The organism is Anabaena sp. FACHB-595, assembly GCF_048568275.1.
Taxonomy (GTDB): Bacteria; Cyanobacteriota; Cyanobacteriia; order Cyanobacteriales; family Nostocaceae; genus Trichormus.
Genome location: NZ_CP183473.1, coordinates 753,403 through 769,044, shown reverse-complemented (window position 1 = coordinate 769,044; position 15,642 = coordinate 753,403). Strand labels below are relative to the sequence as shown.

At 41.2% G+C, this 15,642-nt stretch carries 13 protein-coding genes and 1 pseudogene; 5 read left to right on the top strand and 9 right to left on the bottom strand.

Going from position 1 to position 15,642, the window contains the following annotated elements; translation table 11 throughout:
* Positions 1 to 38 precede the first annotated feature (38 nt).
* The gene (locus ACN222_RS03285) at positions 39 to 1,937 is read right to left on the bottom strand and encodes an alpha-amylase family glycosyl hydrolase (RefSeq protein ID WP_010994839.1); all 1,899 of its coding nucleotides are present in this window, start codon (positions 1,935 to 1,937) and stop codon (positions 39 to 41) included.
* Positions 1,938 to 2,389: 452 nt separating this feature from the next.
* Between ACN222_RS03285 and ACN222_RS03280 the strand changes: the two genes are divergently transcribed.
* The 5 genes and pseudogenes from ACN222_RS03280 to ybaK all read left to right on the top strand — a co-directional run bounded on the left by ACN222_RS03280 (position 2,390) and on the right by ybaK (position 5,467).
* Positions 2,390 to 2,569 carry a hypothetical protein gene (locus ACN222_RS03280; RefSeq protein WP_010994838.1) on the top strand — a complete coding sequence of 60 codons (180 nt, stop codon included), beginning with the start codon at positions 2,390 to 2,392 and terminating at the stop codon, positions 2,567 to 2,569.
* A 532-nt stretch (positions 2,570 to 3,101) separates the two neighbouring features.
* Positions 3,102 to 3,238: pseudogene (locus tag ACN222_RS03275) on the top strand (IS4 family transposase); the annotation flags it as partial.
* Between the two features lie 154 nt (positions 3,239 to 3,392).
* The gene (locus ACN222_RS03270) at positions 3,393 to 4,811 is read left to right on the top strand and encodes an adenylate/guanylate cyclase domain-containing protein (protein ID WP_010994837.1); all 1,419 of its coding nucleotides are present in this window, start codon (positions 3,393 to 3,395) and stop codon (positions 4,809 to 4,811) included.
* Positions 4,795 to 4,992, top strand: coding sequence for a hypothetical protein (locus ACN222_RS03265; protein ID WP_044520696.1), 198 nt, complete (start codon positions 4,795 to 4,797; stop codon positions 4,990 to 4,992). Before ACN222_RS03270 ends, ACN222_RS03265 begins: the two co-directional genes overlap by 17 nt.
* Positions 4,993 to 4,996: 4 nt before the next feature.
* Positions 4,997 to 5,467, top strand: coding sequence for a Cys-tRNA(Pro) deacylase (gene ybaK / locus ACN222_RS03260; protein WP_010994835.1), 471 nt, complete (start codon positions 4,997 to 4,999; stop codon positions 5,465 to 5,467).
* 87 nt (positions 5,468 to 5,554) lie between these two features.
* On the opposite strand, the gene ACN222_RS03255 is transcribed toward ybaK, so the two are convergent.
* The 8 genes from ACN222_RS03255 to ACN222_RS03220 all read right to left on the bottom strand — a co-directional run bounded on the left by ACN222_RS03255 (position 5,555) and on the right by ACN222_RS03220 (position 15,172).
* Positions 5,555 to 6,940: a UDP-glucose dehydrogenase family protein gene (locus ACN222_RS03255; protein ID WP_010994834.1), complete on the bottom strand. Its 1,386-nt coding sequence runs from the start codon at positions 6,938 to 6,940 to the stop codon at positions 5,555 to 5,557.
* Between the two features lie 156 nt (positions 6,941 to 7,096).
* Positions 7,097 to 8,032 carry a UDP-glucuronic acid decarboxylase family protein gene (locus tag ACN222_RS03250; protein WP_010994833.1) on the bottom strand — a complete coding sequence of 312 codons (936 nt, stop codon included), beginning with the start codon at positions 8,030 to 8,032 and terminating at the stop codon, positions 7,097 to 7,099.
* A 284-nt stretch (positions 8,033 to 8,316) separates the two neighbouring features.
* Positions 8,317 to 10,455 (bottom strand): cation:proton antiporter, encoded by a 2,139-nt coding sequence (locus tag ACN222_RS03245; protein WP_010994832.1) that lies wholly within the window; start codon positions 10,453 to 10,455, stop codon positions 8,317 to 8,319.
* A gap of 145 nt (positions 10,456 to 10,600) precedes the next feature.
* Positions 10,601 to 11,257, bottom strand: coding sequence for an ATP synthase (locus ACN222_RS03240; RefSeq protein ID WP_044520694.1), 657 nt, complete (start codon positions 11,255 to 11,257; stop codon positions 10,601 to 10,603).
* 80 nt (positions 11,258 to 11,337) lie between these two features.
* Entirely contained in the window at positions 11,338 to 11,535 is a 198-nt protein-coding gene (locus ACN222_RS03235; protein WP_010994830.1) for an NAD(P)H dehydrogenase subunit NdhS, read from the bottom strand.
* 104 nt (positions 11,536 to 11,639) lie between these two features.
* A complete protein-coding gene (gene rodA / locus ACN222_RS03230; RefSeq protein WP_010994829.1) occupies positions 11,640 to 12,956 on the bottom strand; it encodes a rod shape-determining protein RodA in 1,317 nt (438 codons plus the stop codon).
* 324 nt (positions 12,957 to 13,280) lie between these two features.
* Complete coding sequence (locus ACN222_RS03225; RefSeq protein ID WP_010994828.1) at positions 13,281 to 14,351, bottom strand: Mrp/NBP35 family ATP-binding protein; 1,071 nt, start codon at positions 14,349 to 14,351, stop codon at positions 13,281 to 13,283.
* Positions 14,352 to 14,647: 296 nt separating this feature from the next.
* On the bottom strand, positions 14,648 to 15,172 hold the full coding sequence (locus ACN222_RS03220) for a hypothetical protein (RefSeq protein WP_010994827.1): 525 nt from the start codon (positions 15,170 to 15,172) through the stop codon (positions 14,648 to 14,650).
* Positions 15,173 to 15,642 lie beyond the last annotated feature (470 nt).

Here is a 15,642-nt window from a genome sequence, read left to right as displayed (position 1 = left end):
GAGACTTTCACGAATTGAGAGTCTCAAATATGTTATTCCTATTTCACTAAAATTTGTACTTCCATCGGTTGGAGAGTTACTTTCATCACTCGTACTGGCCCATAATTCTTGTGACCATTAACTTCGGTGATATTGACACCGTGATGTTCTTCAACTTTTTCCGGTTGAATACTGTTATCCCTAGATTTATTGCTAAATAAAATCTTGAAAGTAGGGTTTTCAGAATGGAGATTGTCATCAACTATTACATAAACAGACTGAGTAAATTCTGTGTTCGTATTTGCTACCACAACCACTTCTGTCTCATTCAAGATGCGAGAGAACGCCAGGACACCAGACGGGTAGGGAGAAATGGCATAATTAATGCGATCGCCAGATATAGGACGAAAATACTGCCTTCCATAACGCAGTGCCGGATGGCTATTGCGGTATTCTGATAACTTTGCAATTGTTTTATAGAACGGGTGGTCTTGCTTAAAGCCGCCGCCTGGTTTACCCCATAAAGCTTCACGAACTACAAGATCCCCAAAATCGCGATTTTCGGTAAGATAACCATTGAGTCCCTGTTCTGTGCCGTAGTATATGCAGGGTATCCCTTGTAAGGCAAACAAACAGGTAATCCCTAAAGTTAGTTGGTCATCAAACTTTTGAGGATTTGCTGGGTTACTGTAGTAAAAGCGTCTCTTCCAATCATGATTATCAAGGAATGTCACCAGAAATTTGCTAACTTCACCATGAGAACTGATAATACCGCGCAGACTTTCCTTACGCTTTTCATAGACCTCAGCTAGTTCTTTTATTGGTTGTAATCCTTTCAACACATAACGGAGTTTGAAGAATAAGGGGAAATCAAGTGCTGCATCAATACCTAATAAATCACCTGGTTCCGTCGCTTTACGACCAATAAATTGGCTAATTTTCTTCTCTGTCTTGTCTTCGTCAGCCCATACCTCACCAAAGCTAAAGAAATTTTTCTTACCAATGCTTAAAGCAAATTCATGCATGGAATTACCAAAAATTCTGGCGAACTCTGGCTCAATAAATCGCAAAGTATCAATCCGAAATCCGTCAATATCAAACTTGGCAATTAAATATTGATGAATCCGAATTAAGATATTACGTACTTCTTCTTTCTCAGTCAATAGCTCTCGCAAATCAGTAAAATCTCCGCCTTCCCCAGTATCACCTTTTCGAGTGCCTCTCCTGCGAAAATACTCATTTTTACAAAGTTCTCTAGGCCATACTGCTGCATTAGGATGAAGGTCAGGATCTTGATCATCTGGTGCATTTATCCACTGTGGCTCGCCTGTTTTATTATGCCATTTAATATCATATGGGAGTAGTGGCAGATCTCTGTCGGTCTCAGTTGATTTGACATTTTTGCCCTCAATAAAATAACTGAAAACGTTACCTGTATGGTTAAGTACAATATCAAAAATCACATAAATACCGCGTGCATGAGCCTCATCAATTAGTGCTTGTAATTCTGCTTCTGGATTATCTTTGTTACTAGCAAATCGTGGATCAATTTGTAAAAAATCTTGAATTCCATAGCCGTGGTATGTAGGTTCATACTGGCAATTTTTGAAAGGAGGAGTGATCCAAATCGCTCCTACTCCTAATTTTTCTAAGTATCCTAATTGTTGACGGATACCTTCAAAAGTACCACCTTGAAAACCCAAAGCTTTTTTACCTAAAAAATCATTACCATCAAAAGCATTCCAAGACATTGTAGGTGGCGCAGATGGATTATTAAAGCGGTCTGTCATAATAAAGTAAATCCATAGATCGCGCCAATCGGCTGGTGATGGAAAAGGCGAAGGAATTTCTTTCACCTCATCGCCAACTTGGACACTTTTCGTGGCTTTGTTCAGAGCATTACATTTAGCCTGATTGAAGATATCATAAACTTCTCTGGAGTAAATTGAGTTAAGCATTCTCTCTCCTTAGATATGTAAGATATTATTTCTGTAACTAAATAGAGACCTGTATTGTGAGCTTATGCAGTTGCTAAAAAGATACACTTAGTAAACTCACAAGTTTTAATCGTGAGCGCCTATAGTCGTGTGTATCTTTTTACTCTGCGGTAATAAATTAAGTGCATTCATAATGGGCGGAGAACAAAATCATTGGCTCTTATTTACCGTCGTAAAAGTATGTATATATTTTTACATTATTTATTTTCAGGACAGATCAATTATTCCAACTGCATAAGCTAATTTCGGCGACACTTATAAATAATCAGAAGAAAGATAAACGAAATCAACTCATTACTCAATTTAGTTAAGTTGAGAGTTTAGTTCCTAGTTATATTTTTTATATCTATAAATTTATAGCTAGATTATCTATAATCTTCTACTTACTTTATCCATGTCATGAGAGAAAACAGATGAATACAAACTTCAGTTTGGTAAACTTTTTTAGTTTTATCAAAGACAACAATAAAGACCTCAACCCAGACCATTATCAGATTGCCTTTCGCCAAAATGGATTGGGTGTAAAGATTGTGTTGAAGTATATTCAAGGAAATCCTGATAAAGAAACGGTAGTAGGTGAAATTGGACTCTAACAATAAATATGTAGAGTTAAAAATTGTTTATTGTTGAGATGAAACTAGTAAATCAGTTTAACTAGGTAGTTCAGTTAATTTGTTCAATTTAACTCATTTGCACTGAATATGACTATGGCATAGAGCCAGTTATCTCGGCTCTATGCCATTTCTTAATGATAATGTTCTTGTAAGAATGTAATTTATTAATTTATGAAAAATTTCAAAATTTGGAAATACCAAGTTTTATCCCTAAAATAAAAATTTAAAAATGCACAAAATCCCTAAATTAAAGATTTTATTTATTATAATAAGTTAAAAATTATAGCTAGAAATTGACCATTTTTTTACAGTCTTTGTATCTCAGTAATCGTGCGAACTGTGAGAAAGAGCGTTCGCTTACGTTTCTTCTTTGAAAATGCTTGTCGGCTATCGCTTTCACTGGCATCACCGTGCCGAAACGAGAAAATTGTACACTAAGGCTGTAATCTTCGTATAGCAATACTTTCGGCGAGTTACTTCTTGGGTGATATTTCATCAGATATAGATAAAGGCTGTCGAAGCGATAGCTCGTCTTGGCGGCTACCTAAAACATCGAAGCCGAACACCAATTGGTATCCAGGTACTGTGGCAAGGTTGGTTAAAATTGCACACTTTTGTGAGGGTTGGCAGCTTGCAAAACAGACTTAACGGGAAAAGTCAGGTCGTCTAGCCCTCTAAATATTTACTTTATAAATGGTCTCTTATCAAAATAGGACTTTATGCTTGGGTCTTTTGGTGGTTGTTCGGACTAACGGGGAATCATAAAAGCACAAATGCTTAATTTTTCTAGTAATTTTTAACTATGGAGAAACAGCCCTCGTCTTCAAACTCCACTCGCCATTTGACGGTTTTTTATACTGTATCGCTAAGTTTGTTGGCGTGTTTATCGATTACAGGACAAGTAATTATTCAAGGGATGCTATCGCAGCAAGAGAAAAATTTAGAAGTTGTCAGTTTAATTGAAAAAAGGCGAACCATTTGCCAAGAAGTCGTCAAATTTGTGGCATTTCTGGGATTAGAGCCAAATAGAAACAATTCTCAACCAAATTTACAGCAGCTGCGACAACTAATCGAAGATTGGCAAGAATCAGGAGAAAAACTTGCGATCGCAACTCAAGATATTCCCAGTTTTTCCCAATCTCAAAAGACTATCTTAGGCAAGAAGTTAGGAAAAATTCAACCTTCGGGCAAGGGTTTTCGTGAAGCAGCAGGCAGATTTCTCCTAGAAGGTGGAGTGCCAAATAATACGAATCCCCTACTAATAAGACGGGTTAATGTCTCTGAAAAACCGACTCTTGCTCAGTTATTAGCCGAAGAAAGAGTCTTAATGCAAGGATTGGAAGAAATTGGTGATTGGTTTACCAAAGAAACAATTGCTGGTGTAAATCGCCTCAAGCAAGTGGAATATACTTTACTGGCAATTACGCTATTCGTTTTATTTTTGGAAGGAATATTAATATTTCGACCGGCGGTGCAAAAAATACAGGACAGTGTCACAAAGTTGACAACTGCGTTACAAGAAACCCAAATGACAGCCAAAAGATTAGCCGTCGAACAAGCCCAATCAGAGAAACTTTTGTTGAATATTTTACCCCAAGCTATTGCCGAAAGACTCAAACAATCTCAACCGAGTCCCCAGACTTCCCAAATGATGATTGCGGATGGTTTTAGCGATGCAACTGTAATGTTTGCAGATATTGTCGGGTTTACCGATTTATCGGGTCGCATACCTCCCCAACGGTTAGTTGATTTACTCAATCAAATCTTTTCCCGGTTTGATTTACTGGCAGAATCTTACAACTTAGAAAAAATCAAAACCATTGGTGATGCCTATATGGTGGTTGGAGGATTACCCAATCCCCGTCCTGACCATGCAATTGCGATCGCGCATATGGGTTTGGATATACTAGATGCGATCGCTCAATTTAATCTTGATACCGGCGAACAATTTAAAATTCGCATCGGTATTAATAGTGGACCGGTGGTTGCGGGAGTCATTGGCATCAAGAAATTCATTTACGACCTGTGGGGAGATACCGTCAATATTGCCAGTCGAATGGAATCCCACGGAACCCCCAATCGCATCCATGTTAGTGCTGCATCCCACGAACTTCTCAAAGACAGCTTTTTGTTCGAGGACAGGGGGGTAACTGCAATCAAAGGTAAGGGTGATATGCAAACCTACTGGCTCAAAGGTAAAATTAATGCAATCGTTGGTTAATTTATTCGCAGCCCGGAATGATGTAAAATTTCACATGGAAAAAGATAAATTACAGGCAAGCGGTAATATAAATACCAATCAAGAAACAGAGGACGAAAAAGTTCTCTGTCCTCATTGTCAGCGCACTGCTACGAACGGTATTAAATGTAAAGGTATTTGTGTGGCTGATAGCGACTATTGATAGAATGAAAACTAATGCGGCTCGACTACTGGATAAACTAGGCATTACCTATGAAATTCTCAACTATGAGGTAGATCCTGATGATTTGGCGGCTGAAAGTACAGCCCAAAAAGTTGGACTTCCTCCAGAACAAGTTTTTAAAACCCTAGTAGTCAGGGGTGACCAAACAGGTATCTGTTTTGCTGTCTTACCTGGAAATGCTCATTTAGATTTAAAAGCCTTAGCTCGGATTTCTGGAAATCGCAAAATTGAAACGGTTCCACTGAAGGAAGTGCAGCCGCTAACAGGTTATATTCGTGGTGGTGTCACAGCTTTAGCTAGCAAAAAAAGCTATCCCACTTATGTTGACGAGACAGCAACCCTGTTTGAGAAAATAACGGTTTCTGGTGGGATGCGAGGAATGTTAATTCTGCTTAACCCATCTGATTATTTATCTGCGCTCAATGGCGTTGTGGGGGCTATTGCACAAGATTAGTCGCAAAATTAAATACCGCCTAGAAATACTAAGCGGTATTGAGAGTTATTTAATCACTCAAACTTCTTGTGCAAATAAGATACTTACCTATCTGCCAACGCCTACGTACTGGAATCCAGCCCGTACCAGAGTCTCAGGGTCAAGGAAGTTACGACCGTCAATAACGACGGGGTTATTCATTAGTTTGGCCATTTTGGCGTAGTCAAGACCGCTAAATTGCTGCCATTCTGTCACAAGTACCAACGCATCACAGCCATCAGCCAAACGTTCAGCATCGGTTTCTACTAATACGCCAGAAAGACCATGACGCATACCTGTTTGGGACACTATGGGGTCGTAGGCTTTAACTTTAGCGCCTAAGCGGTTCAGTTGCTCAATTAAGTTCAATGCTGGTGCATCACGTAAGTCGTCGGTGTCGGGCTTAAAGGTTAAACCGAGTAACCCAACAGTTTTGCCTTTGAGGATTTTCAGGACTTGTTGCAGTTTTTCTAAAGCAATCAAGCGTTGACGCTCGTTGACGCTAACAGCAGATTTTAATAGCTGGGCTTCATAACCGTAGTCGTCGGCGGTGTGAATCAGTGCAGCTACGTCTTTGGGGAAACAGGAACCACCCCAACCAATACCAGCTTGTAAGAATTTGTTACCAATACGGGAGTCTAAACCGATACCTTTGGCAACTTGGGTAACATCTGCACCGACACGATCGCAAATATTAGCTACTTCGTTAATAAAACTAATCTTAGTGGCTAAGAAAGCGTTCGCCGCATATTTAATCATTTCTGCGGAACTGAGGTCTGTAGCCAGAATGGGTACTGGTGGTAAAGATTGGTTTTCTGCAAATTTGCGCTCGACAATTGGGGCGTATAATTCTTGCATTGCCGCGATCGCTCTGGAGCTATTACCTCCCAAAACAATGCGGTCTGGGTTAAATGTGTCGTATACTGCTGAACCTTCTCGCAAGAATTCTGGGTTACTAACTACATCAAACTGAGGTAATTCGGGTAATTTATCCTCAACACTACCACCTGCGGTTACGAGGGTTTTTTGACGTTCTGCAATCCCATCCAGAACGATCATTCTTACCCAGTCGCCGGAACCGATGGGTACTGTAGATTTATTAACAATTACTTTATAACCACCGTTGAGGTTAGCACCGATACCACGGGCTACAGCTTCTACATAGCGGGTGTCGCTTTCACCGGTGGGTAATGGTGGAGTACCAACAGCAATAAATAAGATTTCTCCGTGGGCTACACCTGCTGCCAAATCGGTAGAAAATTGAATCTTGCCGGATTGGATCGCCGACTGCATAATTTCTGAAAGTCCAGGCTCAAAAATTGGTGATTGCCCGGCCTTCATGATCTTGACTTTTTCTTCGTTGTTATCTATGCAAATCACATCATGTCCGATGTGAGCCAAGCAAGCTCCTGTTACCAAGCCAACATAACCAGTACCAATTACACAAACACGCATTTTGTTGAACTCCTCACTAGGGGGTTACTTTTAAAACAAAGATTTGTCAAGATGACATTTACACTTTTTCATGCTGTACTGTTGCCGAAATACCTGCTCAAATAAAGTTAGCTAGCATTTGAGAACAGTACCCCAGGCTCCTAAGTAGCCTGTATCCTAGACGGCACTCTTGATGCGATCGCGGAAATCTTCTATCGTCAGCTTTAACCCTTCTTCTAGAGGAATGGTTGGTTCCCAATTGAGCAAGGTTCTGGCTTTTGTAATATCTGGTTGGCGACGACGTGGATCATCAGCAGGCAATGGTTCAAACTTGATCTGTGCATCTGGATTGATCAAATTTTGCACAGCTTGCGCTAATTCTAGAATGGTGTATTCACCAGGATTTCCTAAATTGACTGGCCCGACGTAATCGCTATTCATCAAGCGGATAAAGCCTTCCACCAGGTCTGAGACATAGCAAAAACTCCGAGTTTGTGAGCCATCACCGTACACCGTTAAAGGTGTGCCTCGTAAAGCTTGAACTATAAAATTACTCACCACCCGCCCGTCGTTTTCTAACATCCTGGGGCCGTAGGTGTTGAATATACGGACAACTCGAATATCAACTTTATTTTGTCTGTAATAATCAAATGCCAGGGTTTCCGCAATTCTTTTGCCTTCGTCGTAGCAAGAACGGATACCGATAGGGTTAACATTACCTCGGTACTCCTCTGTTTGGGGATGGATCTCAGGGTCACCGTATACTTCACTAGTGGACGCTAGGAAAAATCTCGCCTTGACACGTTTGGCTAACCCTAACATATTTAGTGTACCCATCACGTTAGTTTTAACGGTTTTGACTGGGTTGTACTGATAGTGTACTGGGGAAGCTGGACAAGCTAAATGATAAATCTGATCGACTTCTAACCTAATTGGTTCGGTTATATCATGGCGGATAAGTTCAAAATTGGGATGGTTCGCCCATTTATGGATATTGCGTTTGTCGCCGGTGTAGAAGTTATCTAAACAAATAACTTCATGGCCTTGAGGTATCAGCCGATCAATAAGATGAGAACCAATAAATCCTGCACCGCCAGTCACCAAAATTCTCATATTTTCCCAGTTACTTAATAGATATTGTTAGTAGCTTTTGATATTGGTTCTAAACCATCTAGCCCAAATATGACAATACAGCAGGAACAATACTCATTCCAGATTTTTGCTTGGGGTGTTTACATTTTCTTTAGATTTTTGTTAATTCACTTAGCAAAATAACAAACATCATGAAGTATTTGTGTCTTTTGATCAATAATTCATCAAATCTTCAACAAAATAAAGTCTTGTTAGAGTACGTTGTCAGGAATTAAGGGTATGGGGGTGTAAGGGTGTAGGGGTGTTTATACTGCTGTCGTAGTGTTAGGAGCTACAGAGGTGATATTACCTGTTTGCAGGCGTTGCGGTTCTCCTAACATGACGATGGAGCAGGTGAGTTGACTGGCTAACTGAGTGGTGACATCGCTGAGAGCTAATCCTCCAGGACTTGTTCGGTTACGGATAAAGGGTAAAACTACTAGGTCATATAATCGCGCTGCTTGCAAAATGGCTTGAGCAGCATTTTCATGAGCAATAATTTGCACTTCGGGTGAGTTGGGCAAAGCTAATTTAGATACTAATAAAGCAAGTTGCGATCGCCTAGAAGCAATTTTACTGGAACTTGTGCGGCGATCGCACACATTCAACACTGTCACTTGGGCTTGATTGGCTTCTGCTAACATCTGGGCAAATTGTACAGGCTGTAATGTTGGTGTGATTAAGTTTTCCACCGGTACTAGGATACGTTGAATTTTCTTGGGTGATTCTACAAGACGTGTTACCGCCACTGGACAATGGGACGACCACAAAACATTATCAATGACATTGCCAAATAACCGCGCTCTTAAACCAGTCCGTTTACCCCAACCCATAACAATTAAATTGGCTTTTTGCTCACGCGCTGCTCTACTAATTCCCGGCGCAGAAGCATCGTCAATGCGGAGTAATGGCGAGGCTGCTACACCCAAGGCTTGACTTTGGCTGGTGGCTTTGGCTAATAATCGCTCACTTCTTTGCAATGTTGATTCTAGTTGGGGTGCATCCATATGAGCCGCAGCTGTGGCGATCGTTAATGGTATGATTCGCCCTTGAGCTTGATGTGCTAGCAATGCTGCCATTTCCACCAAATATTGTTGAGTATGGGGATTATAAATCGGTACAACGATAGTAAAGTTACCATTTTGGGTTTCTATTACCTGTGGCTCAGGCAGATTTGCATCCACCGATTCTGTAATTGATACGGTAGTTAAAGCTCTGGCGGTGCGACTAGTAATCAATGGGCCTAAGGTTGCAGTGATTAACATTAAGATCACAACACTAGTTAAAACTGCCGATGAAAGTAAACCTGTGTGATACCCTACGAAGGTAGCAGCTAATGTTGTACCAACCTGGGGAATAGATAGCGACCACATAGTCAACATTTCCTGCCAACTGTAGCCATAAAACACCTTAGCTAACCAAGCGGCGATAAATTTGCTAGCAACCAAGCTGATAACAATCAAACTGGTTAACTGGAGAGTAAACAGACTATTAACTAAACCAGGCAAGTCAATCAGCAAGCCGAGGTTAATAAAAAAAATCGGAATAAATAAGACACTACCAACAAAAACTATTTTTTCTTTAACAGGCCCCTCACCAACAGCCTCATTTACTGCTAAACCTGCTAAAAAAGCTCCCAGAATTTTTTCTATCCCAATCAGTTGAGCTACTACAACTGCTAGAAATACGGTGAGTAAGACAAATAAAAATTTGTTACCTTCATCGTCTCCCGAACGCCGAAAAAATTCTCTCCCAGCCCAATCAAATCCCACTAAAATCACGATCGAGTAAATAATTAACCAACCTAAGAGGGAGAGTATCTGGTAAATATTTGACATTCCCATTTGAAAAGCTGGAATGCAAATAGCTAATACTATAAGTGCGCTAATATCTGTAAAAACTGTAGCCCCAATTGTAATTGTGACTGCTTGGTTACTGATGACACCTAATCGGTTGATAATAGGATAAGCTAACAGACTATAAGAAGTTAAAAGTGAGCCGATTAATACGGAAGTATTCCAACCAAAGTGAAAAAATCTTCCTACTAAAGTGCCAATCAACAACGGTATAGTAAAACTAACGCAGCCAAACCCTAAAGCACGTCTTTGCCGCCGCCGCCACAATTCTAAATCTACCTCTAGACCTGCGACAAACATCAAATAAACTAAGCCAATATCTGATAGCAGGCTAATCATCGGTGATTTTGTATGGAATAGGTTCCACCCCGATGGACCTAAGACTAATCCAGAGAGGACTAAACCCACTATTCCTGGTAATCTTAGCCTTTCAAAGAGGATGGGTACAACTAAGAGGACTACCAGTAAAATTGCGAAAGGAACAATTGGTTCTTTGCCAAGAACTTCAGAAGTTTGTTCTAGAGCAAGAACTAGTGATGAGGGTTCCATAAGTGGAATGTGAAAGGGCGACGGGAAGGCGGGGATTACCCTGAGGTAATCGTCCGATCAATCATACATAACTATGAAAGCTACCCTGTAAAAAATAAAAAAGCCTTAATCTAAATTACTTAGGTAAGATGTTTAAACTAACTACCTATGGGTGTATTTGGCTGAGAATGAACCGTAGGCGATCGTAGTCGTCTTTTAGCAATATACTTAAATTCCGCCCGGCTTTGATGAGCCAGTCTCGATCAGCTTTTCGTAATTGGTAGATATCCCGAATAACTGCGGCGGTTAATGATTCCACTGGTGCGCCATTGATAGATAGCAAAGTCCGCAGAAATTCTAATTCTTCGGTAAATCTAACTATAACTTCTGACTCGCACCGATGTACAGCCTGATGAATTTGCGGTGGACGTGGTGGTAGATACTGATACACTCTACCATTAGTGTTGGGTACAGGCGATGACTGAGCGAATCCCACGATCGCCGCTTTAAATTCAGTCTTCAGCATAGCAAATATCTGGGGTTGTTCCTCGCGTAAGTCTTGCAGTGACATCCCCATGGCCACGGCTCTGTGGACGGAATCTACAGGCATAGTTGTAGCATGATATACCACTGCATAGACCTGATTACCTGATTCTTCATCCACGGCACACACCCAACTACCAAACGGTGGCATTGATGGAAAGGTCAAGTCTTCTGGTTCCAGACACTGTGCCAAAAATTCAGTGGTAGCAGTTTCCACTACCTCAGCAATGTGGCTAGGTTGGCGATCGCTTTTATCAAACTGTGGTAGAGGGAGGCGCATAATATTTAAGAGTCAACAGTCAACAGCCAACAGTCAACAGTCCAGAGTTTTTGACTATTGACTATTGACTTTGTCCTAAATTATTTTCCTTTTTTCTTACCGGCGGTGATTTCTACTAATTCCAGTTCCGATAGACGAAAGGTAATTATCTTGTCCCAGTTACCACCTTCAAATATAACGGCTACTTTGCCATCAGTGACTCGTTGTACCAGACCTTCGTAGCGATAATAAGTATCGTTGGGATTTTTGACTCTAACAGTTGCTCCAGGTAGGATCATGGTTTCTTTTCTCGCTTACTTCCTGTTCTTAGCTTAATACTTGTGAGATGACAGTTGTTAGTGGTTGGTGGTCAGTTGTTTTCCACTAACTACTAACCCTTAACTCAAAAATAATATTTCTGTCGTTGTCGAAAGTTTGCCACCGATTCTACTATTCCTAAAGCAATAAAATTGGTCAGCATGGCAGAACGTCCATAACTCATCCACGGTAAGGGAATACCCGCTACAGGTGCTAAACCTACGTTCATGCCCACATTCACCACTAACTGAAATATAATCATCGATAAAACGCCGATCGCTAACAAAGAACCAAAATTATCTTTGGCTGTTTGCGCTACGTGCAGCAGTCGCCAGCAAATCAAGCAGAAAACAAACAAAACAATTAAACAGCCGAAAAGACCAAACTCTTCACCGATGGCGGAGAAAATAAAATCAGTGTGTTGTTCAGGCACAAAATTTAGTTGAGTCATTGGCCCCTTAAACAGACCCCAACCCCACATTTCCCCAGCACCAATGGCAATGCGTGATTGAATGAGGTGATATCCAGAACCAAGGGGGTCTTGTTCGGGATTGATAAATGCGGTCAATCTATTCTTTTGATACTCTTTTAGTACATGATTCCAAGCAAAAATACCTAATTCACCACCGAGCAAATTCAGGCTAAATGCGCCGATAGTACCCATATTGAAGCGTCGCCAGGGAAGAGTCAGCCAACCTAAAATAGCCATGCCTATTGCCCAAGCAACACCAAAAGGAGTAATAAAAATTTCTTTAAATAAAATTATTGGTGTCGATAAAGGCCAAGACATCGTAAACAGTATGGCAGCGATGATTGGTGAAATCATTAATAACAACCAACCAGGGTTAGCGTTTGCCCAGTAAAGCATTCCTAAAACGATCGCCCCAAACACTAAAGATGTGGCTAAATCTGGCTGGACAAATACTAATAGCCAAGGTATAGCCGTAATCGCCAGAGCGCGAAAAACATCTTCAATTCTGGTGGCTGTGTGTTTATGCAGCAAAGCTGCTAGGGTGATGATTACACCAATTTTGGCGAACTCTGAAGGTTGTACGTTAAAACCACCAATCGTCAGCCAACGTTGTGCGCCTTTGGCACTTGTACCCGCAGCCATCACAGTAATCAGACTGATATTAGTCAATACGTAGGTGATCCAATGCCATTGCAACAGGTTGTCGTAACGGCAACGAGCCAGAAATAAGGCAATAAAAACACCAATACCAGCAATTAGCCAGTGCCACCACCAATCTGTTACTGGCTGCTTGAGTTCTGTGCTGAGGATCATCAGACCGCCAAAGATGCTGACCCCTACAGGCAAGCAAAATAATGGCCAGTCTAATTGTTGCCACGGCTTAACCCAAGATTTCCAACGCATTTTGGGAAGCGATCGTTTTAATAACATCGTATGAGTTGAGGGTTTAGCTATGAGATTTATTGACTATTAATAACTTTGTCTGACTGGGTTTTGGTCTAGAAATTAGACAAAAATTTAAAATTAGGACTTACTCACCCAGATTTTCTGTTTAGACCGGGTGTAAGGGTTCAGGGGTGTAAGGTTTTCAAACATTTATACCCCTATACCCCTATACCCTTCTCCAAACCCTTGATCTTTCGTTTTCATCCGTAAGTCCTAAAAATAATAGCCTGGAGTGTTGAGTAAAACTATTGACTCAACACTCACCACCTAAGACTTACTAACGTGCTACACAGCCTTCATAACTTTTAATTATGTGAGGGCTGCGACTGATACTTTACCAGCAATTGTTAAAGCGATCGCTTTTAATGCCTTGGCAGAGGCTGAATCTGGGTCAGCAACAACAATGGGTACACCATTATCACCGCCAATTCTAGTGGAAATTTCCAAGGGTATGCAGCCTAGTAAGGGTACACCTAATTCTGCTGCTGTTTTGGAACCGCCACCGGAACCAAAAATATCGTAATGCTTATCTGGCATATCAGGGGGAATGAAGTAGCTCATGTTTTCTACTATTCCCAAAACAGCCACGTTCATTTGCTGGAACATACGTAAACCTTTACGAGAATCTAACAAGGCTACGTTTTGGGGTGTAGTCACAATTACTGCTCCAGACATTGGTACAGCCTGAGTTAAAGTTAACTGGGCATCTCCTGTTCCTGGGGGCATATCCACAATTAAATAGTCCAACTCGCCCCACTCTACTTGATAGAGAAACTGGCGAATTACCCCATTCAGCATCGGCCCCCGCCAAATTACAGGCTGATCCCGGTCAATCAGAAAACCCATCGAGACCAATTTGACACCATGATTAAAAGCGGGTTCCAATACTTCGCCTTTTTCTGTGGAACGCACGACAATTTGGGCATCACCCAGCCCTAACATCGTAGGATCATTGGGACCGTAGATATCCGCATCTAGTAAGCCAACTTTTGCCCCCGTCTGCGCTAAAGCTACGGCGACATTTACCGCCACAGTACTTTTACCGACACCACCTTTACCACTAGAGATGGCGATAATATTTTTCACACCGGGAACACCATTGCGGTCTGGCAAGCTTTTTTGTTGGGGTGTTTCTGCTGTAACTTCTACACTGACATCTGTTACCCCAGGTAGCTTTTTCACAGCCCTTTGGCAATCTTCAACAATAAATTCCCGCAATGGACAAGCAGGCGTAGTCAAAACTAAGGTGAAGCTTACTTGACCCCCATCAATTTTGACGTTGCGAATCATATTCAGTTCTACCAGACTCTTACGCAGTTCTGGGTCTTGCACTGGTCGCAACACTTCTAAGACAGATTGTGAATCGAGGACATCGTACATATACAATTCAAAACTCAAAATTAAAAATTCAAAATGCAAGCTAGAGATAGATGCGACCTGGTTTTTGACCAGCTGCAAAATCAATCAGCAGAAACTGCTGAGTATTTCCTCATGGATCGGCGTAATAAAATTTAAAATTTTTTTATTATCGCCTAATAAAATCTTAACTTTCTTTAGGTGTTAAAAATTAGGGACTGAGAACCGGGGACGCTGTGAGCTATTTTGCTTTTAAGTTGCGCTATCCATCGTCAGGGATGTCAACAGTCAACAGCAGTCCCTATTCCCCCATCCCCGACCTAAAAATCAAAACAATTATTGTTCAGACTTTTTGCCTTCCCTGATACTGCCTGTAATGTGGCTTTTTCTACAGATTCAACTAAGGAACGTGCCACACGATCTACATAAGGGCGAGAAAATGACCAAATTAGCGGTGATAGCCATCCGCGTAGTGTTACTGAATAAGATAAACAAGTGCCACAAACTGTGGACTCTACTTGGTAAGTAACTCTTTCCTCGACACCAGGGATGGCCATGATCCGGATACATAGTAGTTCCCTGGGATTAACACGCTCTACAAAAATCTGGATGGGAATTGGAGAAAAGCGTGTCACAGCTTGGTAAATCAAGCCCGGTTTGGGTACTAATCCGTATGGCACATTGGTGCTTTTAAGTAATGGATGCCAAGAAACATCTGTTAAATCAACTACTTTCTGCCACAGTTCGTCTACGGAAGCAGAACTAATTTCTCGATATGTTTGTGCCAGAGAAACGCGAAACCGACGGCGTTTGCGGTGGACGAATTTGGATAACCACGTTCCCATTTGCCTAATCCTCCTACCTAGACACTTGCTGGTAACTCTGGAATAGTTGGCTACTGTGATTCAACCCTAAAACATATTTGCTCACAATTGCCCTCAGCATGATAAACCTCGATTAGGCATAAAGAACAAGAAGATTGCTCTTGGGTTGAAACTCAAACTCGTGGGGTATCACCATCATCCGTACACTAGAGAATTTGTACACAGTTCGTTGAGAACTTGAAAACGTGACCTCACGGCCAAGGTATTTGTAGACTAGTTCACCAGAGTCTGGTGTTAACACCAGAATGTTTCCATCAAGAAGTACAACAAAAACTTAGTCAATATACAAGCCTATACGCATTTGAGGGAAAATAACTCTAGTCATGTCCATTAATCGTGTAAACGTTTAACAAGCAAAAAAGTTGCTTGGGCAAAATTGAGCCTAATTTTTGGCTCGTTTGACCCACAAGTTTTTAAACTAGAGATTTGTG

What these genes read in the sequence shown, in the direction of transcription:
- ACN222_RS03245 (WP_010994832.1), bottom strand. Translation starts at nt 10,455, where the DNA reads ATGGAACCCTCATCACTAGTTCTTGCTCTAGAACAAACTTCTGAAGTT.
- ACN222_RS03270 (WP_010994837.1), top strand. Translation starts at nt 3,393, where the DNA reads ATGGAGAAACAGCCCTCGTCTTCAAACTCCACTCGCCATTTGACGGTT.
- ACN222_RS03285 (WP_010994839.1), bottom strand. Translation starts at nt 1,937, where the DNA reads ATGCTTAACTCAATTTACTCCAGAGAAGTTTATGATATCTTCAATCAG.
- ACN222_RS03280 (WP_010994838.1), top strand. Translation starts at nt 2,390, where the DNA reads ATGAATACAAACTTCAGTTTGGTAAACTTTTTTAGTTTTATCAAAGAC.
- ACN222_RS03235 (WP_010994830.1), bottom strand. Translation starts at nt 11,535, where the DNA reads ATGATCCTACCTGGAGCAACTGTTAGAGTCAAAAATCCCAACGATACT.
- ACN222_RS03265 (WP_044520696.1), top strand. Translation starts at nt 4,795, where the DNA reads ATGCAATCGTTGGTTAATTTATTCGCAGCCCGGAATGATGTAAAATTT.
- rodA (WP_010994829.1), bottom strand. Translation starts at nt 12,956, where the DNA reads ATGTTATTAAAACGATCGCTTCCCAAAATGCGTTGGAAATCTTGGGTT.
- ACN222_RS03220 (WP_010994827.1), bottom strand. Translation starts at nt 15,172, where the DNA reads ATGGGAACGTGGTTATCCAAATTCGTCCACCGCAAACGCCGTCGGTTT.
- ACN222_RS03225 (WP_010994828.1), bottom strand. Translation starts at nt 14,351, where the DNA reads ATGTACGATGTCCTCGATTCACAATCTGTCTTAGAAGTGTTGCGACCA.
- ACN222_RS03250 (WP_010994833.1), bottom strand. Translation starts at nt 8,032, where the DNA reads ATGAGAATTTTGGTGACTGGCGGTGCAGGATTTATTGGTTCTCATCTT.
- ybaK (WP_010994835.1), top strand. Translation starts at nt 4,997, where the DNA reads ATGAAAACTAATGCGGCTCGACTACTGGATAAACTAGGCATTACCTAT.
- ACN222_RS03240 (WP_044520694.1), bottom strand. Translation starts at nt 11,257, where the DNA reads ATGCGCCTCCCTCTACCACAGTTTGATAAAAGCGATCGCCAACCTAGC.
- ACN222_RS03255 (WP_010994834.1), bottom strand. Translation starts at nt 6,940, where the DNA reads ATGCGTGTTTGTGTAATTGGTACTGGTTATGTTGGCTTGGTAACAGGA.